The organism is Borrelia parkeri (assembly GCF_023035815.1).
Taxonomy (GTDB): Bacteria; Spirochaetota; Spirochaetia; order Borreliales; family Borreliaceae; genus Borrelia; species Borrelia parkeri.
The window spans coordinates 1-22144 of sequence record NZ_CP073167.1 but is presented as its reverse complement, the minus strand read 5'-3'; the positions used below and the strand labels follow the sequence as shown (position 1 = coordinate 22144).

The window sequence follows — 22144 nt, the reverse complement described above, 5'->3', positions numbered from 1 at the left end:
TAATAATATTAACGCTTTACTATGTTTATCCAAACATTTATTATTCCTAACTCACTTGATAGATAAATTAAGTAGCAAAGACTTCTCTTTGATTAATCTCTAACCAATACACTTTTTAATATTCTTCAATCCTAAATCTACTGTTAGTATTATTGCTATTGTTAGCATACTCAATATCTGCAACACTTTCCTTCCTTTGCCACAGCTCTTAATGCTATACCTCCTGCTAGAGTTGCATCCTTAGGTATAGCAGCATCACTACGTTCTTGAACCATCACTTATAATATGTCAGAATTGGTTACCTCTCTAACAGATTTTACTGCATCAGCTGCTAATTGTTTTGCAGCATTAGCAGTAGCAAATAGTTTTCCTGCCTCAACCATCTGTAGCTTTTTCATCATCGCCAGCATCATGTTTACCTTCATTTTAATACTATACTTATATTGCTAATCCCCTCACTAATAGACTTAACAAAAACTTCTTCAACAGCGGCACCATGATTAGTTTCATCAACATTGCCAATTGAGTCATTACCTCTAATATCAACAGCTTAACTAACAGTATTTAGCGACTCCAATTATCTTATCAAAGATTTCAGTAATTAATTTTTTACAGCTGCATCCGCTCCTTCAGCATTGGGATTGCCCTTATTCTTCATGTTAGTAACAATTTTCTCACAGCTTTATCTTTAGTGACTTATACAGTATCATGAACTGTCTTAAAGTAGGTTCCAACATCAGACTTTTTAGTCTCAGTATTAAAACCTAAAATACCACCAACCATATCACCAAAAGAAGTGAAAACATTTAAAAAGTCATTACCTAAACTAATAACCAACTTTAAGAATCTATTCTTAAATCCCCACAATCTCCTTACTGCCAGTCTCACAGCTAAGAAGTAAAAACAAAGTCATTAATAACGCACTTAAAGTAATTCTTTTCATTATTATGTGCCTCATTTTTACTCTGGAGCAAGATAGTTACAAAAGGAATAATTTTATACAAAACAATCAAATAATTTAAACATCACAATAAAAACTGCTATATATTGTTAAATCAAAAAGATAAAGGGTTTTATATGACTAAAATTATAAAATCATTAATGCTTTTAAGCACATTATTTTTGTACTATTACAAAGAATATAAATAAGTACTGTACCTACTGAAGCTCAGCCACACAGTAAATCTAAAATAGATTTAGATAATTTACGCAATAAAACTGATGATACAAAAGAAAAAGCTATTACTCTAACTGATGGGACTCAGAAAAAGTTTGGTTTTTTAAAGCATTCACTTAATAAAGGTCATTAAAAAGATACAGAATCAAATTAGTAGATGTAAAGATAATAAAAGAAAATGTAAAAGATTTCTTACTTAGCTTAATGATAACATACAAAAATAAGAAGATAATAAAAATTTTAATACTTATATAAGCTGATTATTAAAATATAAAAATGATGGTAAAATGAAATATCTAACAAATCGACTAATAAAAAACATTTGATTGTCTTAAAAAAAACTTCTATGTAATAATGACAACAAACAATATTTAGTTGGACTTACATTAAATTGAAAATAAAATATATAAAAATAAGAGAATTTTGAATGAATAAAATTAACTTTATTTTGGCATTGGCACTACTAATTCACAGTTGCAGTCAAACTGATAATAAAAATAAAACTCCTAAAAGTAGCGCTAAAAGAGACTTAGGAAAACAAACAAAAATAAAAAAAACACCTGAAAAAAGCATTTATAGAAAAGTTAAATGAATCGCAAAAAGGATTAAACTTCTTAAAATAAGCTTTAGGTAATGAAAGTAAGTTCAATAAATTTTTAAATTTTGATGGAGAAAAAATTAAAGGAGCATTAGATCATATACAAAGTGAACTTGCAAAATACACAGGTGGTGATGCTAATGATCAAAAAAACACTTTTAAAAAAGTAATGAAAGGTTCATTTGAAAGCAATAACAATAATTTAGATCAATTTAAAGAACAAATAACAAGCACTTATAGGATAGCAGGAAGTTAAAGGTGCCTTTACATCAATAAGAAAGCATAAAAAGCAAAATTAAGAAAGTATATTTTAAGAAGTAACAAACATCCTAAAAAAGATAGTCAAGATAAATAAATTAAACTGATTATAAAAATGTTTAAAACAAAGAATAAACTAAACAATTGGTTCATAAAGTAAAAAAATTAAATTTTGAAGAGTAGTACATATAACTGCAAAGAAGCAAACTACTCAAAGAAAATACCTAATTAATAAAATTCCGCATTCATTTCCAACTTAAATGAGAAACTACTTTGCAAAACAATTTCATTCTTCAAACAACTTTCAGCCATATTTTCTATGTAGTTTTTCAACAAGATCAAATACATGATACAAATTTTTTGACACATCAAAACTAAAGTCTAAGCATAGATTGATGTTAAGCATCAAAACATCAATCTATTTAAAAAATATATTCGTATCACCAATACCTATTGCTAAAGGATATACAGAAAATACTCAAAACTAAAAATTAAGAATTGAAAGAAAAGCCATTATTTGAGGTGATTTTCTTTCAATTGAACAAAGGCCCATATTTATTGGTAAATAAACTTAAAAATTCCATCACTTGTTATATAACTAAATAATTTCAGTGAACTTTTTACCATAGTTAAGCTTTCCATATACTAAAAAATTGGAAAAAACTCCCACTATTTCTGGATTAATTCCAGTCTTTATCAAATACTTATTTATAAGTACAATCCAATACTCAGTTATTCTAAGTTTTAGTTACTCTTCAAAATAATCACGTATACTAAAATCATGATTTTTCTCTAATTAAAGTAAAAAATCATCTATCATTTCTAGACTATCAAAAGGTGTTTTTTCTAATTTCATATACATCCTCTTAGATACTTGAAGCAAATTCTTATAACAAGAATATTTTATTGGTGAACTTTTAGCTGTTTTATTACCAAAAGGAACAAATTCATAATTAATAAACTGTATTTCAATACTTGCTTTAATATTTGTGTTCTTTATTTGTCTTAAACCTCATTCCGCTTGGCTATTTCATTTTTTGTTATACTACTTATAGTCTTATAGTTTACATCTACATATTATTTATATATATATTTCACAAAAATTAATTTTTAATAAGTCAATATATAAGAATACAAAGACTTAGAGCTTAATTAGCTGTTCTACTAATAACAGTTAATTAAGCTCTAAAGCTTTATTCGAATGAACCTAAATTAAGGTAGTCCTAAAATGAATAGCACTACTAATAACAATTAAAATACAACAAATTTTAAATAAAATCAACCACCTTTATTTTTTAATATCATTATCCCTTCCCAAAATAGTTTGTCATTATATATACAAGAATAGAAATAATGATGAAAATTCCTACCAATTAAACAAGATTTAACATTCTGTTATTTATTTTAAGTTTTTCTAACAACATCAGATTATCTCTTTTTATTTCTTTTCTTAAGACAGCATTGTTGTTTTGTTAAGTAAATTGCATTATAAATTATGCATGTATTTTTACATCATCTATTCCGATATCTAAATCAAATACGTCTTTTTATAAATTCTTACCTATATTAATTATTTGTTGTTTTAATGAATTCATCTTTTTTCTTAAGATCTCAAAAGTATAAATTATCATTATGAAATAAAATGAAATCCACTACTTTTTTAGTAAGCCGTTTATCTTAATAACCCTATCCTTAATTTTCTGTTTTATATATTTTATGTACTAAATTTTTCATACCCATTTCTTGCTAATCGCCTTTCAAACTTTTAAATTCTTTCATGAAATCTTCTAGCAAATCTTTTTTACTTAAAAAAAGTTTATCTAATATAAATCCTGTAAATTTGGCATTTTTTTTATAAAAATCATAACTTTCTTGATTCTTAAGCTGAAACCTTAATGGCTTTATTGGATTTTGTCTTGATTTTTTTAGTGTTAATTTATCATTGGCTTTAATGAAAAATAAAGTTTGATTAAACCCATTTTTTAAAATAAAATCATCATTTATTAACCCTTCTTCCATTGCTGAGGCTATTTTTAGGTAATTATACACTTGTGTCTTTGCTAAATTAAAATTTAATATAAAATCAATGAAATTTCTGTAGCCATCTAATTTATAATATCCTTTATCCTTGATCTCCTTTAAAACTTTTATTGTTTCTATTTTAGAAAAAATTTCATCTTTAAAATTTATAATCAGCTTTTCTTTTAATTTATTATAATGGGTTAATATTTTCTCGTGATCTGATAAATTTCTACCTTCTAGAGCCCTCTTATTTAATTTTATTTTCATATAAAAACTCCTTTTTTTATACCATACGTTCACTAGTGAACATTTATTTTTTGATATATTTCTTCTAAGAAGATATCCAATGCTTTTTGATATTCATGTATATAGTCTCTATTTAAATCAAAAGTACTATCTCCTGCTATCCTTTTATTTAAATCTTCTCTTTCAGATATAGTTCCTAAAAAATTACTCTTAGACTTTAAAATATCAAGAAGATATTTGTGTGTATTATTTTTTCTAAATCTAGTAACTAACAGAAAAACAGAAAAAGATAAATCCAATTTATTGACAAAAAATTCAAACAAATCCAAACTTTCAACTGCCCATTTTTCTGCTGTCATCGGGACTACTATATAATCACTACAAACTAAAGCATTGACTAAAGTAAAATCTAAACTAGGATTCGTATCAATTACTATATAATCATAATCAATTTCTAATTGTTTTAATTGTTTTTTAAGTTTCATTTCTTTGAAAGGAATTGGTTCTATGTTGAACTGATGCAAGCTTAAATAACTTGGTATTAAATCTAAATTCTCATCAATAACAAATCTTGCATTATTAATGCTCAAATTGGTCTTTAAAACTTCGTAAATATTTTTATCTATAAGACTCATATCCAATTTTGCAAGCTTACCAGAATAATAACTGGTAGTAGAAGCCTGTGTATCCATATCTATTAAAAGCACTTTATGTTTTTGGGCCAGTAGTGTTGCAAATATAATTGAGCTTACACTTTTTCCGACACCACCTTTAATTGATGCTAAAGTTATTACTTTTGTCTTTTTTGTATCCATTTATTTATAAGGCCCCCATCTGTTAAATTTTTACCATAAAATTCATATATTTGTTTTTCTAATTTTGCAAGTTTTTCAATTAAAGTTTTGGAATACTTTGTGTCCGATTTATCTTTTTTGAGTAAATAAGATATCTCTTTTAAATAGCAAAACACACTTCCCTTTTTAAATCTAAATTCTATGTAATAAGCTTTTGAAAATGTAGATGTTTTCATAACACCATTTTCCTCATACCTTGTTACAACATTCTTTATTGGTTTCCTATAACCATAAAAAAGACCTAAGAATTTATCATCATCTCTTAAAGAAAATAGATGAAAAAACTCTATCCTTTCTTGATTAAATAATTCCCTAAATGAAATGAAAAATTTATTCCTTTGATTTTTGTTAATACCAAATACATATAAGTCCTTCATTATTTTTGTGTGATACAAAGTTTTGTTATTTTTATTCTCGATCTTAACAAAAATAGGTTTATCCCTTTTTTCCTTAATTTCTAACTTCTTCTTTTTAAGACGTTCTAATACACTCTCCACGATTGATCCTTAACTGTAAATTCTCTCAAATTCCTCTAATTTTAAATAATCTTTATTATTGTTTAATATATCTAAAAGCTCATAGTAATAATGATTACTAAATACCTTGCTATATGTTAATAAGTTTTGTTTATTTAAATAATCTTTTAATATTGGTATCAATACTGATGTTTTTATTTTATGTTTCAATTGATCAAGAAGTATACTAAATACATTGTTTTTAATGTCTTTCCCGTCTTCTTTTACATTTACTTTAATAAGTTCAACTGAATCTTTAAGTTTGCCTAATATCTTTCTTAAGTCATTGTATTTGTCATTCTCTATTATAAAATGGGGTTTATGCTTATATTGGTTGTATACGTTTTGTATTTGTGTCTCTAACTGTTTACTGTTATATCCTTCATTTTCCAAGTTGATCTTTGTATTGTTTAGTATTTTGCTTAGTTCTTGTTGCTTACTTTTAAATTTGCTTATTCTTAACTTGATATCTTTTTGTTTCTTATATATACCATTTTCAATAAAATTTTCAGTTCTTTTGAGCAATTTAAGTATTTCAATTTTAGTATTTTTTTCTAGTTTTAAATTCAAAATAGAGAAGAAAGTATTTGATTTGAAGTTGCACTTTCTGGCATATTGTTCTATTTGTAATTTTTCTATGGTTTTTTTATTCTTCTCTTCTTTATTATAAGTATTATAATAACACTCCTCTTTTTCTACACTGCTATTTTTATTGCAAGTCTTTTCAAGATATGCAATAACACGTTTTTGATGTCTCTCTTCTTTTTTATCTCTAAAGTGTTTGTTGATTATGCGGTAACATTCTTTTTTAGAGTATTTAAGCTCATAATGAATTTCAGTTCCCATGTTAACACCCAAATGTCTGTGATAGTTAATTGTGACTCCTAATACTTTTTCTAATTTATAAAGATAATTTTGTATTGTTTTAATTTTAGTGGGTTTGTATCCATTTTTTTTCATATTATTATTAAAATAATAAAGTATGTCACTTTGAATATATTTTTTAAACTTTAAGTTCATGTAATCTAATGTAGATATTAAAACTATTAATTTGTGTTGATGTTTGTTGGTAGTTTTTTTTGTATCCTTCATTTGATACTCCTTAATTTAGGTATTACTAAAATTTATAATAACACAATTATTATTGGAAAGTAAACTTATTTTTATCAAAAACATTTTTATTAAAATTAACAAAAAATAAAATACAGATATAAACGTAGCAAAAATAAATAAGAGGAAAATAGCGGTTGTGACGTTATATATCTGATAGTTCAAGGATCTAAGATTGTTTTAGTGTATTGGCTTTGACCTACTTGGCAATGTTGCTGCTATCTACTTCTGCTGGGATTGGAGTTGATAGTATAGTAAAAGGAATTAAAGTTATTGTTGATGTAGTATTTAAAGAAAAGGGTAATGCTGGTACTGATAAAAAGACTGAAGATTGCAATACTGCAAGAAAATCAGCTGCTGATGCTGCTAAGATTGTTGATATTGACATATTATAAGTTTATTTTTAAAGATAATAGTGGTGATTCTGCTAAGTTGGCTAAAGAAACATTTCCAGTTGTTTCTTTAGCTACCAAAGATGCGACTATAGCAGGAGGCATAGTACTGAGAGCGATAGCTAAGGGTGATAAGTTTGCTGCTAAGGAAAATGAAGAGAAAGCTGCTTATGCAGTTAATGGAGCGGCAACTAGTGCTGTTGGTAAGACTTTAAGTACTCTAATAATAGCAATAAAGAATACTGTTGATAGTGAATTAAAAACAATCAATGCAGTTCTTGCTACAGTTACGCAATGAGATAAAACCTCAGATTCTACTACACCTGTAGGCGCAGCAGATGGTAGTGGACCTGTAGAAACTGAAAAGAAAAAATAACAATAAAGGATTATCAATAAAACATAACTAAATAAAGTCATTTTAGGAAAACCCTTCTTTTCATAAGAATCGTTTTCCTTTATCTATATCTAATAATTCAGGTATCAAAGTATTGACAGCAATCATTCAACAACCGATTGATTGTAAGATTATATTTGAGCTTTTTTATAAGATAAAAAAATAGACTAAACACTTTATGTTATATTTAAGGACTCTCTTAAATCACATTTTACTAACATAAAGTTCCTATAACACTTAAAATGTTATATAATACTTATATGAGGAGATTTTATGCAAGATTCATCACTACATTCTGTTGTTAATACACAAATTTTTAATGGGCATATTACAGAGGAGATTATATATCAAGAATTTGTAAAAATGGGTATGCAGGATTTCGTTGCAAATGATCTCTCTAAAAGATATTACCGTAATGAACTGACTTATAAGGATATTGAGTATTTAGAGACTACTTTTAACCTTAAGCTTGAAAAAGTTGAAACACTATTACAAGCTGAAATTAAATCTGTAGAGTCAAGCTTACAAGCTGAGATTCAAAGGGTTGAGACAAACTTAAAATCCGATATTAGAGACTTGGATAATAAAATAGATAATGTTGAGAATAATCTTAATACCAAGATAGATACTAAATTTAATGACCTGGATAATAAGATTGATAATGTTAGAAATGAGGTTTCTCTTGTTAGAAAAGATATGGAAATTAATAGGGTGGAGCTTGATAATAAACTTGATAAAACCGCATCAGAATTTAAGAGTACATCAAGACTTCATAATTGGATGTTTGGTACTCTTATTACCCTCAATATAGGGATATTTTTAACATTAATATCCATAGTCTATTCATTATTGAATAAGTAAGTTTAAGTTAAGTAAAACCTTTCTTTGATTATATATCAGTTATTTTTTTACCAAAATCAATCAATTTTATTAATTGTTGAGTCACACACAGTCTCTGTAATATTAAAGTATCTATGCTTTTAGTTTTTATTTTATTCAAAGGTTGTTAACCACTTTGCCCCTTTAGGTTAATAAGGAGGCACGTGATAATGAAAAGAATTACTTTTTGTGCGTTATTAATGACTTTATTTTTACTCATGTCTTGTAATAATTCAGGGACTTCTCCTAAAGATGGACAAGCGGCTAAATCTGATGGTACTCTTATTGATTTAAAGTCAGTAAGTTCAAAAATAACAGAGGCTGTTGCTTTTGCTAAGAGTGTTACAGAAGTTCATACTTTAGTTAAATCCATTGATGAGCTCGCTAAAGCTATTGGGAAGAAAATTAAAAATGATGGTACTTTGGAAAATGAAACGGATAAGAATGGATCATTGCTTGCAGGAGTGCATAGTGTAATATCAGCTGTAAAAACTAAAGTAGAAGCATTGGAAACAACAAGTGGAATTTCTAATGAGTTAAAAACTAAGATTACTGAGGTTAAAAGTAAATCTGAAGCATTCTTAGGTAAATTGAAAGATAAATCCAGTGATCTTGGGAAAAATGAAGCTACTGATGCTCATGCAAAAGCAGCTATATTGACAACTGATGCTACTAAAGATAAAGGAGCAAAAGAACTTGGTGAGCTTAATACATCAATTGATGAATTGTTAACGGCTGCTAATGGTGCAGTAACATCTGCAATTAAGGAGCTTTCAACCCCTGCTAAGTCAGCATCTTCTGCTCAATCTAACTAAGGATAAACAAGTTAATTTATTATTATAAGATTACTTTTTAATCAATCGTTATTTTCTTATAAAATAAAGTCTATAAATAATAAGCTAGGAGTACAGTTCTCTTAGCTTATTTTGTTTTTTTATTCTCTCTTTGCTTGTTTTACTATTTTATTATACTTCTTAGATTCCTTTTATCTTTTAGATTATATTTATGCATTGATTTTAATTTTATATTATTTTTACTTCTTAGTTGTGGGAGTGGTAGTACTAAGACGGAAGATCCTAAAACCACTTTCTTAACTTCTATTGCTAATTTGGGTAAAGGGTTCTTAGATGTTTTTACTTCCCTTTCTGATATGATTACTGGTGCTTTTGGCATTAAAGCAGATACTAAGAAATCTGATATTGGTCAGTATTTCACTTCTATTGAAAAAACTATGAATACAGTTAAAAAAAAGTTACAAGAGGAAGTTGCTAAGAATGGAAATTACTCAAAAATTAAATCTGTTGTTGATACATTTATCACTAATACATTAGATAAAATTGCAGAAGGAGCTAAGACAGCAGCAACAGGAGCTACTACTGATACTGTTATTGGTAATGCTACTTCGGCTGGACATGGGGCTACTCCTGCTAGCAAGGTGTCAGTTGTTTCACTGGTTAAAGGGATTAAGACTATTGTTGATGTGGTTTTAAAAGACAATGAGGGAAATGCAGGTGCTACTAAAACAGGAGAGGATAAAAAGGACATCGGTGCATTGTTTATTGATAATACTGGTAAAGCTGATGCTAAAGAAGAAAATATTGCAAAGGCATCAGCTAGCATTGGAGCAGTAACTGGTGCTGACATTCTAAAAGCTATTGCTAAATCTGAAGTAAATCCTGCTGCAGATAGTACTGAGGGCATTAACGCAGCCGAAGATGCAGCTGGAATTGCTATTGCTCCGGCTGTTGCTAACAAAAAAGAAATTAAAGATGCAGCAAAGAAAGATGCAGTGATTGCTGCTGGTATTGCACTGAGAGCTATGGCTAAAGATGGTCAATTTGCTGCTAATGCTGAAAAAGATGCTCATGCAGTTAATGGTGCAGCAGCTAGTGCTGTTGGTAAGACTTTAAGTACTCTAATAATAGCAATAAGAAATACTGTTGATAGTGGTTTAAAAACAATAAATAAAGCACTAGCATCCGTTACACAAGAAGATAAGTCTACAGATTCTACTACTCCTGAAGAAACAACAGCTAGTGGACAGTAATAATAAAGAATTATTAATAAACATAACTAAATAAAGTCATATAAGGAAAACTCTTCTTTTCATAAGAATTGTTTTCCTTTTTTACTATCTGTAATAATACTCAGGTCTAAATAGTATTGATAGCAATCCTTTAACAACGGATTAATGGTAAGACTGCATTTGGGCTTTTTGATACACTAAAGAAAATAGACCTAACACTATATATTGAAGATAGGGATGACGTTTTTGGTCATGGGAATATGACTAAAGCATTTCTTAAACTTAGAGCGGGTATGAGTCATAAGTTTAGGATTGCTCCAATTAAACCTATAAGTAATAAATTTACTAGAATTGCTACGTTAATAGAACCATTTGCTACATCTAAACTTAGTATTATGGATTATTCAAGTAAGTCAGCTATATCTTATATTTATAAGTACAAAGGAGATGGTAAGGGTGATGATTCATTAGATAGCATGTAAGCATCATATATGTTATTGACTTTGGGTACTCGTAATCTTAAAGCACATTTTACTAACATAAGGTTCCTATAACACTTAAGATATTATATAATAATTACATAAGGAGTGTTTTTATGGGACTTGCTCAACCTGTTATTACTCAGCAAATGGTTATAGCTGAACTTACTAGAGCTGGTATAAATAGAGATATTGCTATTGATTTGTCTTACAGATATTATCGTAATGAACTGACTTACAAGGATATTGAGTATTTAGAGACTACTTTTAACCTTAAACTTGAAAAGGTAGAAGCAACCTTACAAGCCGATATTAGAGACCTTGATAATAAAATTGACAACGTTAGAAATGAGTTAAAATCTGATATTAGAGACCTGGATAACAAAATAGATACTGTTGAGAATAATCTTAACATCAAGATTGATACTAAATTTAATGACCTGGATAATAAGATTGATACAGTCAGAAGTGAATTAAAATCTGATATTAAAGACTTGGATACCAAAGTCGATACAGTCAGAAGTGAATTAAAGTCTGACATTAAAGACTTGGATAATAAGATTGATGTTAACAAAATGGAACTTAAGAGTACATTAAGACTTCATGGTTGGATGTTTGGTACTCTTATCACACTTAATATAGGAATATTCTTAGCATTAATGTCATTATTAGTAAAGTAAATTTATTTAATTAGTCCTTATTTGATTGACTTTCTGTCAATTATTTTTTTAGTCATTTTTTTTACAAAATTGTTTAATTCTTTATTAAAGACAATTTAATTTCATTAATTGTTGTATCACGCAGTCTCTGAAATTTTGAAGCATCTAATGTTCTTAGCTTTTTTTATTTTGTTCAAAGCTTATTAACCATCTTGCTCCTCTGAACTGAATAAAGAATAAGGAGGCATGTGATAATGAAAAGAATTACTTTTTGTGCGTTATTAATGACTTTATTTTTATTTCTTAGTTGTGGGAGTGGTAGTACTAAGACGGAAGATCTTAAAACCACTTTCTTAACTTCTATTGCTAACTTAGGTAAAGGGTTCTTAGATGTTTTTACTTCACTTTCTGATATGATTACTGGGGCCTTTGGTATTAAGGCTGACACTAAAAAGAGTGATATTGGTAAGTATTGCAATGATATTGAAAACACTATGACATCTGTTAAAAAGAAATTAAATACTGTGGTGGCAGAGAATAGTAACTATCCAAAGATAAAGGAAGTTGTTGATAAGTTTATCACTAACACATTAGATAAAATTGCTGCTGGTGCTAAAGAAGCTGCTAAAGGGGCTACTGGTGGAGCTATTGGTGAGGTTGTAAAGGCTAATGCTGTTGGGGCTACTACTGATGCAGAAAGTATAAAGAATCTTGTTAAAGGGATTAAAACTATTGTTGATTTGGTTTTAAAAGAAGGGGAGCCAAAAGCAGATAAAACTAAGCCTGTTGATGCTGATAAGAAAGATATTGGTAAGTTATTTGGGGCTAAAAATGATAGTGCTGATGGTGGTGCTGAAGAGAAACATGTAGCGGCTGCTAGTGCTTCAATTGGGGCTGTAACTGGGGCTGACATTCTAAAAGCTATTGCTTCTGCTAATGCTGATGCTACTAAAGATGGTAAAGTTAAGGATGCTATGGATGCAGCTGCTCTGGCTTTAGCTAAGGGTACTTCTACTGATAATGATGATCAACTTGGAGATTCAGTAAAGAAAGATGCTATTATTGCAGCAGTTATTGTTTTAAGAGCAATGGCTAAGGATGGTAAATTTATTGTTAAGGATACTGGTAATAATAAGACAGAAGATGATGCAGCTAAAGGGGTTGCTGCTAATGCAATAGGTAAGACTTTGAGTACTCTAATAATAGCAATAAGAAATACTGTTGATACTGGTTTGAAGTCAATAAGTAAAGCACTAGCTGCCGTTAAACAAGAAGATAAAGCTGCAGATTCTACTTCACCTACAGACACAGCAGCTAGTGGACAACAACAATAAATAATTATCAATAAAACATAACTAAATAAAGTCATTTTAGGAAAACTCTTCTCTTCATAAGAATTGTTTTCCTTTTATTTATATTTGTCCCCTTGATTTAATAAGGAGGCACGTGATAATGAAAAGAATTACTTTTTGTGCATTATTGATGACTTTATTTTTACTTCTTAGCTGTGGAAGTGGACAACTTCAGGCTGAGAAATTGGCTGCTGAGAGTAAGAATACTTTCTTAGATTCATTAGTTAAGATAGGTCATGGGTTTTACGAGATTTTTGGCATCTTTGGTAATGCTATTGGTGATGCTTTTGGATTTACAGCAGTTAAATCGGGTGACAAGAAAAGTAAAGTTGGTGAACACTTTGAGAAAATAAAAAAAGGTTTAGGTGATACTAAGAATAAGTTAAATGAGCTATCAAATAAAATATCTGAAGCAAGGAATGCTGATTGTAGCACAATTGAAGCTGTTAAGAGTTCAATTAGCAGTGCTAGTGATGTCTTTGAAAGGCTAATTTCTGCCCTAACTAAACTTGCTGATGTAACTAAAGAAGATGCTCTACTTGGTGGTCATAATAATAATGCTGCCCCTGGTGCTGCTGATAAGGATGGAGTTGAAGCTATTATTGCAGGGGTTAAAGATATTATTGGAGCAGCAGAGAAGTCTGATGTAAAGATTGAGAAAGGAACCGAAGGTGGTGCTGTTACTGCTAATGCTGCTACTGATGCCCCTGCTGTTCTTGGGGGTAATAATGCTCATGCTGCTGCTGGTGCTGGTGCTGCTCTAGCAGCTGAGGTTGCTAAGGCAGATATATGGGCTATGATTAATAAAATTAAAAATGCTAAGGCTACTGCTCCTGCTAAACTTAACGGTGCCGATAATGAAGCTGGTGCACTTGCTGCTTCTAATGACAAGGCTGATGCTGCAGCTGGTGCTAAGAGTAATGCTGACCTAGTAGCAGCAGTAGCTCTCAAAGCAATGACTAAGAATGGTAAATTTAGTGCAGTTGATGCTGATAAAGATATTGTTAAGGCGGCAGCAACTAGTGCTGTAAATAAGGTTCTAGGAGTACTTGATTTTATAATTAGGAAAACAGTATCAAGCAATCTAGATAAGATAAGAGAAGCTGTTAAAGGGATACAGTACTCTGAGACTACTACTGAATCAACTGAAGCTAGTACTACTCAACCTGCTGCTAAATAAATTATCTAATTAAATAATCTACTAAATAAAGTCATTTGAGGGAAACTTTTCTCTTCATGAGATTTGTTTTCCTTTTATTTATGTCTTACCCCCTTGAGTAAATAAGGAGGCACGTGATAATGAAAAGAATTACTTTTTGTGCGTTATTAATGACTTTATTTTTACTGCTTAGTTGTGGCAGTGGACAACAACCACAAGCTGGTAATGGTGGCTCAGCAGGAGGAGAGCAACAAGGGGTTGGGAGTTTAAGTTCAGTGCTAATGGAGGTAGGTAGAAGTGCTGAGAATGCTTTTTATTCTTTTTTAGAGTTACTCTCAGATACATTAGGCTTTACTGCTAAATCAACTACAAAGAAAGAGGATGTAGGAGCTTATTTTAGCAGTCTAGGTGCGAAACTTGGAGTAGCATCAGCAGAGTTAGAACAAGTAGCAAAAAAATCAGAGACAGATGTTGATAAAGGTGATCTAAACAAGGTAATTAGAAGTGCAGTTGATACTGCTAAGACTACTTTAAACACATTAAAAGGTCATTTAGAGTCTTTAGGTCAAGTAGGTGATTCTAAACCAGTAGGTGATGCGGAAACTACTGCTAAACAAGGAACAGCAGCAGATGCAACTGAATTAAAGAAAGCCTTTAATTCATTGAAAGAAATAGTAAAAGCTGCAACAGATTCAGGTGTTCAAGAATTAAAAGCAGGAACTACAACACTATCAATAGATAATGTAGATAATAAAGATGGGGCTAAGATATTAGGTACAGATTCGGCAGCAGCAGCAGCAGATGTGTCTAAAGCAGCAGTAATATTAGCAGCAGTAAGTGGTGAGGAAATTTTAAAATCAATAATTGAATCACAAGAAAATGATGCGGTAGCAGGTGTTTCAAGTAATGCAGATGTCAACACAAGTGCATTAAAGTTTGCAAAAGGAGGAACAAATAATCATGTATCAAATGCACATACTCCAAAAGCAGCAGCGGTTGCAGGAGGGATAGCACTGCGCTCATTGGTTAAGACAGGTAAATTATCAGCAGGAGCAGCAGCTAATAGTGCGGGAGGACAAGGAGAAGTACAAAAAATAGGAGTAACAGCAGCAAACAAACTATTGAAAGCAGTAGAGGATGTAATTAAGAAGACAGTAAAGAATGTTCTTGAAAAAGCAAAAGGAGAAATAGATAAAGCAAGAGCTACAAAACCAGAAGGTCAGTAATAAGATAAATAATTAGATTAATTACTTAAAAGTAAGATTAGAAGGCATCTTAGATCTATATCTAAGATGCCTTCTATATTGTTGTAATTAACTTTAAGGAGTTAAATTGGCTGCTAAATCTAGAATTTCTTTCTTTGATTCACTTATCAAAATAGGTCATGGATTTCAAGAGATTTTTGGCTTTTTTGGTAATGCTATTGGTGATGCTTTTGGATTTACAGTAGTTAAATCGGGTGACAAGAGAAGTAAAGTTGGTGAACACTTTGAGAAGATAAAAAAAGGTTTAGGTGATACTAAGAATAAGTTAAAAGAGCTATCAAATAAAATATCTGAAACAAAAAATGCTAATGGTAGCACAATTGAAGCTGTTAAGGGTGCAATTAGCAGTGCAAATAATGTCTTTGAACGACTAATTGCTTCTCTAACTAAACTTGCTGATACTGCTGGTAACACTGAGATTACTGATGCTAACACCGGTGCTGCTGCAGTTGGTGCTGAAGAAGCTAGCGTTAAGACTATGATTGACAATATAAAGGAAATGCTTGAAGTAGCAAAAATTTCAGGAGTAAGGATTGAAGCTGGAAATCCTGGTATTGCTGTTGCTGCTTCTGCTCAAACTGATGCTCCGGCTGTACTTGGAGGTAATGCTCAAGCTGGTGCTGGTGACAAACTAGCAGATGAGGTTGCTAAAGCTGATCCATGGGCTATGATTGATAAGATTAAAAATACTAAAGTCAAAACAGGTAATGTTTCTGGTGACAATACTAATGAAGCTGGGGCATTAGCTGCTGGAACTGGGGTTGATAATGCTGGTGCAAAGAGTAATGCAGACCTAGCTGCTGCTGTTGCTCTTAAAGCCATAACTAAAGGTGGTAAGTTTAGTAATGCTGCTAATGAAGCTGGAGCAGTTAAGGCAGCAGCTGTAACTGCTGTAAATAAAGTATTAGGAGTCCTCGACGTGATAATTAGGAAAACAGTATCAAGCAATCTAGATAAGATAAGAGAAGCTGTTAAGGGGATACAGTACTCTGAGACTACTACTGAATCAACTGAAGCTAGTTCTACTACTCAACCGGCTGCTGCTAAATAAATTATCTAATTAAATAATCTACTAAATAAAGTCATTTGAGGAAAACATTTATCTCTTTATGAGAATTGTTTTCCTTTTATCTATATCTTGCCCTTCTGAGTAATAAGGAGGCACGTGATAATGAAAAGAATTACTTTTTGTGCGTTATTGATGACTTTATTTTTACTTCTTAGCTGTGGCAGTGGTAGTGCTAAGGTGGAAGATCCTAAAACTATATTCTTAACTTCTATTGCTAATTTAGGTAAAGGGTTCTTAGATGTTTTTACTTCTCTTTCTGATATGGTTGCTGGGGCTTTTGGTATTAAGGCTGAGACTAAGAAATCTGATATTGGTAAGTATTTCACTTCTATTGAGACAACTATGAATACAGTTAAAAAGAAATTACAAGAGGAAGTTACTAAGAATGGAAATTACGTAAAAATTAAAACAGTTGTTGATACATTTATCACTAACACACTAGACAAGATCGCAGAAGGAGCTAAGACAGCAGCAACAGGAGCTACTACTGATGTTGTTATTGGTAATGCTAAACAAAATGAGGATGCTGCACCTGGAGAAATAGCAAGTGTTAACTCTCTTGTTAAAGGAATTAAAACTATTGTTGACGTAGTTTTAAAAGATAATGAAGGAAATCCAGATGCTACTAAAACCGCAGATACTGAGCAAAAATCAGTTGGTAATTTGCTTGCTAAAGGAAGTGCTAATGATGGAACAGAAGCACAAGCTGCTGCTGCTAGTGCTTCAATAGGAGCTGTAACTGGTGTTGATATTCTAAAAGCTATTGCTAAGTCTGAGAAAGCTACTGCAAATAAAGATATTAATGTAGTAAATAATGCGGCAGAGATTGCTGTTGCTAAAAATGATAGTGGTACTAAAACTCTTGATGCAGCACAAAAGGACGCAGTTATTGCAGCAGGCATTGCACTGCGAGCAATAGCTAAGGATGGTAAATTTGCTGCTAAAAATGGTGAAGATAAGTCTGCTCATGCAGTTAATGGTGCAGCGGCAAGTGCTGTTGGTAAGACTTTAAGTACTCTAATAATAGCAATAAGAAATACTGTTGATACTGGTTTAAAGTCAATAAGTGATACTCTTGCGACAGTTACACAAGAAGATAAGTCTGTAGATTCTACTACACCTGCAGACGCAACAGTTAGTAGTGGACAGTAACAATAAAGAATTATTAATAAACATAACTAAATAAAGTCATTTTAGGAAAACTCTTCTCTTCATGAGAGCTGTTTTCCTTTTATTTATGTCTTGTCTCTTGTTGAGTTAATAAGGAGGCACGTGATAATGAAAAGAATTACTTTTTGTGCGTTATTAATGACTTTATTTTTGCTTCTTAGTTGTGGCAGTGGACAACTTCAAGCTGAGAAATTGGCTGCTGAGAGTAAGAATACTTTCTTAGATTCATTAGTTAAGATAGGACATGGGTTTTACGAGATTTTTGGCGTCTTTGGTAATGCTATTGGGGATGCTTTGGGATTTACAGCTGTTAAATCGGGTGACCAGAAAAGTAAAGTTGGTGAACACTTTGGGAAAATAAAAAAAGGTTTGGTAGATACTAATGGGAAATTAAAAGAGCTATCAGATGAAATATCTGAAGCAAAAAATGTTAATAGCAGCACAATTGAAGCTGTTAAGAGTGCAATTAGCAGTGCAAATGATGTCTTTGAACGACTAATTACTGCTCTAACTAAACTTGCTGATACTGCTAAAGAAGCTGGTAATACTGATATTGGTGATTCAGGTGCTGCTGCTGCAGGTGCTGCTGATGAAAATAGTGTAAAAGCTGTAATTGACAACGTAAAGAAAATTATTGAAGAAGCAAATAAGTCTGGTGTCAATATTGAAAAAGGAAATTCAGGCGTACCAGTGAGTGCTGATGCTAATACTGATGCACTTGCTGCCCTTGCTGCCAATGCTGCTGCAGGTGCTGGTGCTACTGCAAAGCTAGCAGCTGAGGTATCAAAAGCGGATTCATGGGCTATGCTTGATAAGATTAATAGTGCCAAGACCGCTGTTGGTGTTCAACTTGATGCTAATACCAATTATGGTGCTGGGGAATTGGCAACTGGTACTCCTAATCAAGCTAATGGTTCTAAAGCTGCTACTAATGCAGACTTAGCAGCTGCTGTTGCTCTTAAAGCTATGACTAAGGGTGGTAAATTTAGTAATGCTGCTAATGAAGCTGATGCAGTTAAAGCTGCTGCTGTAAGTGCAGTAAATAAAGTATTAGGAGTCCTCGACGTGATAATTAGGAAAACAGTATCAAGCAATCTAGATAAGATAAGAGAAGCAGTTAAAGGAATACAATATTCTGAAACTACTACTGAATCAACTGAAACTAGTACGACTACTCAACCTGCTACTAAATAAATTATCTATTTAAATAATCTAAATAATAAAGTCATTTTAGGAAAACTCTTCTCTTCATGAGATTTGTTTTCCTTTTTTACTATCTTATAATAAGTCAGGTCGAAAGCATAGTGATGGAATTCTTTAACAATAGATTGATGTTAAAACTACATTTGAGATTTTTGATAAACTAAAGAAAATAGACTAAATACTTTATGTTATAGTTAGTTCCCTTTTAAATCACATATTACTAAAATAAGGTTCCTATAATACTTTAAGTATTATATAATAATTACATAAGGAGATTTTTATGGGACTTGCTCAACCAGTTATTACTCAACAAATGGTTATAGCTGAACTTACTAGAGTTGGTATAAATAGAGATATTGCTATTGATCTCTCTTACAGATATTATAAAAATGAGCTTACTTACAAGGATATTGAGTATTTAGAGACTACTTTTAACCTTAAACTTGAAAAAGTTGAAGCTCTCTTACAAGCTGAAGTTAAATCTGTCAAGATCGAACTGGATACTAAAATCGATACTGTTGAGAATAACTTAAATGTGAAGATTGATAACGTTAAAAATGAATTAAAATCTGACATTAAAGACTTGGATAATAAAATTGACACTGTTGAGAATAATCTTAACATCAAGATAGATACTAAATTTAATGAACTGGATAATAAGATTGATGTTAACAAAATGGAACTTAAGAGTACATTAAGACTTCATGGTTTGATGTTTGGAACTATTATTACCCTAAATATAGGAATATTTTTAACATTAATATCCATAGTTTATTCATTGTTGAATAAATGAATTTAAATTAATTAAACCTTTTCTTTCTTTGACTACATATCAGTTATTTTTTTAGAAAATTATTTAATTTTTTGTTAGAGACAATTAATATCTGCTAATTTTCTCATTGTATTTAGTTTTTGCAAGGTTACAGTATCTATGCTTTTAGCTTTTTTTATCTTATTCAAAGTTTGTTAACCATCTTGTCCCCTGAGTGATAAGGAGGAGGCACGTGATAATGAAAAGAATTACTTTTTGTGCGTTATTAATGACTTTATTTTTACTTCTTAGCTGTGGCAGTGGACAACAGGCTGCTGATGCTGGGAAGACTGGTTCAGAGAAAGGGACTGGAAGTTTAAGTGAAGTAATTGCAAGCTCAAGACAATTATTTTTGGATGCTTTTGTTTCTTTTGGAAATTTACTAAAAGAAGCATTTGGTCTTACTGCAGATACAACTAAAAAAGCAGTAGGAGAACGATTGGGTAAGGTTGGAGAAGCAGTGAAAATAGCTAAAGATAAGTTAGAAGAGCTAAAGGGAAATGAGCAGTTTAATTTAATAAAAGATAAAGCTGAAAGTACAATTAATAAGGCAATTGATACTTTAAGAAAGATAGTTGAAGGAGCAAGTAAAATTAAGGATGCTACTGGTAGTGCTAATGGTAAAGTTGGTGGTAATGTTGGTGATACTGAGGATGCAGAGAAAGCAGATGCAGCAAGCGTTAAGGGTCTTGTTGAAGGGATTAGTATGATCTATGAGGCAGCAAAGGAAGTTGGTGTTGATCTAAAAGGAAATGCTAATAAGCAGATTGAGGATTCTAAAGAAGTTGGAAATTTATTTAATGCTACTGCTAATGTTACTGATGCCAAGGCACTAAGCGGAGCTAGTAAAGCAGTAATTGCAGCTAGTGGTGCAGATATATTAGCAGCAATTGAAGCAGTTAAGGATACAAGTAAACCTGCTGGCCAAATTACTGCTGCAACAAATGCTTTTGAAATTGCAATTGCTAATAAGAGTAACGGGAATGCTACTCATGTTCAAACAAATGCATCAGCAATAGCAGCAGGTTTAGCATTGAGAGCAATGGCTAAAGATGGTAAATTGGCAACCAAGGCTAATGATGCACCAAAAGAAGGAATAAATGCAGTATTAATAGGAGTAGTTGGTAAAACTGTAAATGAGATAGTATCTATTGTAAGAAGAACAGTTGATAAATGTTTAAAAGATGTTGATGATTGCATAAAAGAAGATTCCAGTAGTGTAGTGAAAGCTAAGTAATATAGTGTGGTTATTCATTGGAATAAGTTTTTACAAGCAGGAATTCCTGCTTTTTTATCTAAATACTCAGTATCTTTAGTGATACTGAGTATGAAGTTAGTTTTTACTAATTGATATTAAGCTAGGGGGTCGAAAAAATTTTTTTAGGTTTTCATTACAATAGTACAAGCAATATATTATTATCAATTTGTACATAGTTGCTGCTGAGTGAACAAATTTATTTTCTTTTATGTATTTTTTTTAAAGAGATGTCACAAAAATGTACAATGTATAATTACAAAAATATATGAGATAATAGTAGTTTTTGCAATCTATTAGTAGATTTATAAGGTATACCAAGTTGTTTGAGGTGTAGATTAATATAAGATTTGAGGGTATGTAGGTTTTTGTTTGATGTTTGATCAAGGAAGAAAGATTCAACCAGAGAAGCAATAGTAGAGAGAGTTTTATTAGTATGGTTTTTAAATAGATCTAGGTTATTTTTATTAAGTTTTAGTCTGTTAAAAGACTTAATATAGTTTATTTTTTCGTATAAGTCTAGTATACAAGGTTGATTATCTAATAGGATATTGAGATGAGTATTATTGTAATAGATATTATTGAAGGTAATTTTAGACTTAGCAATCAAAGAGTAGATAGAAATTATATGTTTTGTAGTGATAGAGAAGTTGAATATATTTTTAGCGATGTAGTTAATTTTGTATGCATGAATAGAAGATAAAATATTTTTATTTAAATTTTTAATAATGGAAGTAGCAATAACATTGGGTTCGAGTAAAGAATATTGTTGAAACTGTAGACCATTACTTAATGTATAAGTAATAATATTGTTATTAAAAGTATAAAATATTTTGATAAAAGGATCTTTTAGATGTGTTAAAGGTATGCCGGAAGCCATAATAATGCCGAGTAAATTGTGAATAGTGCTAGAAGAGAGAATAAGATAATTACTAATGAGAATAAATTCATCAGGATTAATTTTATGAATAGGGATATAAGGTATATTATTAGTAAATAAATTTTTTAGAGAGAACATATATATATAAATATAATACTATTAATCTAGCAAAGAGGGAGGTAACTATATATTTTTTTAAAGCAACTATTGAGTTTTTTATGCAAACTATTAATTTTGTATAAAAAGGTAAATTAAACTTATGAGTTTTTTGTGTAAACTATTAATTTTTAGTAGCAAACTTATGAGTTATATGTGGAAACTTATGAGTTATATAAATGGATAAACATTCTATACTATTAACAAATTATAAT

The 22144-nt window shown here is 30.6% G+C and carries 22 protein-coding genes and 3 pseudogenes; 17 read left to right on the top strand and 8 right to left on the bottom strand.

Going from position 1 to position 22144, the window contains the following annotated elements; genetic code table 11:
* Positions 1 to 170 precede the first annotated feature (170 nt).
* From bpSLO_RS06330 to bpSLO_RS06325, 3 genes are all read right to left on the bottom strand, one after another.
* On the bottom strand, positions 171 to 275 hold the full coding sequence (locus tag bpSLO_RS06330) for a variable large family protein (protein ID WP_246990052.1): 105 nt from the start codon (positions 273 to 275) through the stop codon (positions 171 to 173).
* Positions 276 to 278: 3 nt separating this feature from the next.
* Positions 279 to 401, bottom strand: a complete 123-nt coding sequence (locus bpSLO_RS08030) for a hypothetical protein (RefSeq protein ID WP_281506689.1) — start codon at positions 399 to 401, stop codon at positions 279 to 281.
* A gap of 295 nt (positions 402 to 696) precedes the next feature.
* On the bottom strand, positions 697 to 867 hold the full coding sequence (locus tag bpSLO_RS06325) for a variable large family protein (protein WP_246990043.1): 171 nt from the start codon (positions 865 to 867) through the stop codon (positions 697 to 699).
* A gap of 737 nt (positions 868 to 1604) precedes the next feature.
* On the opposite strand from bpSLO_RS06325, the gene bpSLO_RS06320 reads away from it, so the two are divergent.
* Entirely contained in the window at positions 1605 to 1769 is a 165-nt protein-coding gene (locus bpSLO_RS06320; RefSeq protein ID WP_246990042.1) for a hypothetical protein, read from the top strand.
* 85 nt (positions 1770 to 1854) lie between these two features.
* Positions 1855 to 2031 (top strand): Mlp family lipoprotein, encoded by a 177-nt coding sequence (locus tag bpSLO_RS06315; RefSeq protein WP_246990051.1) that lies wholly within the window; start codon positions 1855 to 1857, stop codon positions 2029 to 2031.
* 1748 nt (positions 2032 to 3779) lie between these two features.
* Here the strand turns inward: bpSLO_RS06315 and bpSLO_RS06310 are convergent.
* Genes bpSLO_RS06310 through bpSLO_RS06295 form a run of 4 tightly spaced genes read right to left on the bottom strand, consistent with a single transcriptional unit; the run spans position 3780 to position 6762 of the window.
* Positions 3780 to 4322: a chromosome replication/partitioning protein gene (locus bpSLO_RS06310; RefSeq protein WP_246990041.1), complete on the bottom strand. Its 543-nt coding sequence runs from the start codon at positions 4320 to 4322 to the stop codon at positions 3780 to 3782.
* Positions 4323 to 4354: 32 nt separating this feature from the next.
* On the bottom strand, positions 4355 to 5116 hold the full coding sequence (locus tag bpSLO_RS06305; RefSeq protein ID WP_246990040.1) for a ParA family protein: 762 nt from the start codon (positions 5114 to 5116) through the stop codon (positions 4355 to 4357).
* Positions 5092 to 5652, bottom strand: coding sequence for a DUF226 domain-containing protein (locus bpSLO_RS06300; RefSeq protein WP_246990039.1), 561 nt, complete (start codon positions 5650 to 5652; stop codon positions 5092 to 5094). The genes bpSLO_RS06305 and bpSLO_RS06300 overlap by 25 nt, the downstream gene beginning before the upstream one ends.
* Before the next feature lie 9 nt (positions 5653 to 5661).
* Entirely contained in the window at positions 5662 to 6762 is a 1101-nt protein-coding gene (locus bpSLO_RS06295; RefSeq protein ID WP_246990038.1) for a plasmid maintenance protein, read from the bottom strand.
* A 239-nt stretch (positions 6763 to 7001) separates the two neighbouring features.
* Here bpSLO_RS06295 and bpSLO_RS08145 point away from each other — a divergent pair.
* The 15 genes and pseudogenes from bpSLO_RS08145 to bpSLO_RS06220 form a co-directional block, all read left to right on the top strand.
* Positions 7002 to 7113: pseudogene (locus bpSLO_RS08145) on the top strand (variable large family protein); the annotation flags it as partial.
* Positions 7114 to 7242: 129 nt separating this feature from the next.
* Positions 7243 to 7470, top strand: a pseudogene (locus bpSLO_RS06285) (variable large family protein); the annotation flags it as partial.
* A 369-nt stretch (positions 7471 to 7839) separates the two neighbouring features.
* Positions 7840 to 8427 carry a Bdr family repetitive protein gene (gene bdr / locus bpSLO_RS06280; RefSeq protein ID WP_246990036.1) on the top strand — a complete coding sequence of 196 codons (588 nt, stop codon included), beginning with the start codon at positions 7840 to 7842 and terminating at the stop codon, positions 8425 to 8427.
* A 185-nt stretch (positions 8428 to 8612) separates the two neighbouring features.
* Positions 8613 to 9260 (top strand): Vsp/OspC family lipoprotein, encoded by a 648-nt coding sequence (locus tag bpSLO_RS06275; RefSeq protein ID WP_281506690.1) that lies wholly within the window; start codon positions 8613 to 8615, stop codon positions 9258 to 9260.
* 194 nt (positions 9261 to 9454) lie between these two features.
* Positions 9455 to 10492, top strand: a complete 1038-nt coding sequence (locus bpSLO_RS06270) for a variable large family protein (protein WP_246990050.1) — start codon at positions 9455 to 9457, stop codon at positions 10490 to 10492.
* A 239-nt stretch (positions 10493 to 10731) separates the two neighbouring features.
* A complete protein-coding gene (locus bpSLO_RS06265; protein ID WP_025407584.1) occupies positions 10732 to 10953 on the top strand; it encodes a hypothetical protein in 222 nt (73 codons plus the stop codon).
* A gap of 113 nt (positions 10954 to 11066) precedes the next feature.
* The gene (bdr, locus tag bpSLO_RS06260) at positions 11067 to 11630 is read left to right on the top strand and encodes a Bdr family repetitive protein (protein WP_246990034.1); all 564 of its coding nucleotides are present in this window, start codon (positions 11067 to 11069) and stop codon (positions 11628 to 11630) included.
* A 230-nt stretch (positions 11631 to 11860) separates the two neighbouring features.
* On the top strand, positions 11861 to 12943 hold the full coding sequence (locus tag bpSLO_RS06255) for a variable large family protein (RefSeq protein WP_246990049.1): 1083 nt from the start codon (positions 11861 to 11863) through the stop codon (positions 12941 to 12943).
* 115 nt (positions 12944 to 13058) lie between these two features.
* Positions 13059 to 14141 carry a variable large family protein gene (locus bpSLO_RS06250; protein WP_246990048.1) on the top strand — a complete coding sequence of 361 codons (1083 nt, stop codon included), beginning with the start codon at positions 13059 to 13061 and terminating at the stop codon, positions 14139 to 14141.
* A 101-nt stretch (positions 14142 to 14242) separates the two neighbouring features.
* Positions 14243 to 15346 carry a variable large family protein gene (locus tag bpSLO_RS06245; RefSeq protein WP_246990047.1) on the top strand — a complete coding sequence of 368 codons (1104 nt, stop codon included), beginning with the start codon at positions 14243 to 14245 and terminating at the stop codon, positions 15344 to 15346.
* Between the two features lie 103 nt (positions 15347 to 15449).
* A pseudogene (locus tag bpSLO_RS06240) lies at positions 15450 to 16436 on the top strand (variable large family protein); the annotation flags it as partial.
* 117 nt (positions 16437 to 16553) lie between these two features.
* Positions 16554 to 17606 (top strand): variable large family protein, encoded by a 1053-nt coding sequence (locus tag bpSLO_RS06235; protein WP_246990046.1) that lies wholly within the window; start codon positions 16554 to 16556, stop codon positions 17604 to 17606.
* Positions 17607 to 17729: 123 nt separating this feature from the next.
* Complete coding sequence (locus bpSLO_RS06230) at positions 17730 to 18818, top strand: variable large family protein (RefSeq protein WP_246990045.1); 1089 nt, start codon at positions 17730 to 17732, stop codon at positions 18816 to 18818.
* Positions 18819 to 19107: 289 nt separating this feature from the next.
* Positions 19108 to 19620 carry a Bdr family repetitive protein gene (gene bdr, locus bpSLO_RS06225; RefSeq protein ID WP_246990033.1) on the top strand — a complete coding sequence of 171 codons (513 nt, stop codon included), beginning with the start codon at positions 19108 to 19110 and terminating at the stop codon, positions 19618 to 19620.
* Between the two features lie 217 nt (positions 19621 to 19837).
* On the top strand, positions 19838 to 20875 hold the full coding sequence (locus bpSLO_RS06220) for a variable large family protein (RefSeq protein ID WP_246990015.1): 1038 nt from the start codon (positions 19838 to 19840) through the stop codon (positions 20873 to 20875).
* Positions 20876 to 21149: 274 nt separating this feature from the next.
* Here bpSLO_RS06220 and bpSLO_RS06215 read toward each other — a convergent pair whose 3' ends face one another.
* The gene (locus bpSLO_RS06215) at positions 21150 to 21911 is read right to left on the bottom strand and encodes a hypothetical protein (RefSeq protein WP_083253466.1); all 762 of its coding nucleotides are present in this window, start codon (positions 21909 to 21911) and stop codon (positions 21150 to 21152) included.
* Positions 21912 to 22144: the final 233 nt, after the last annotated feature.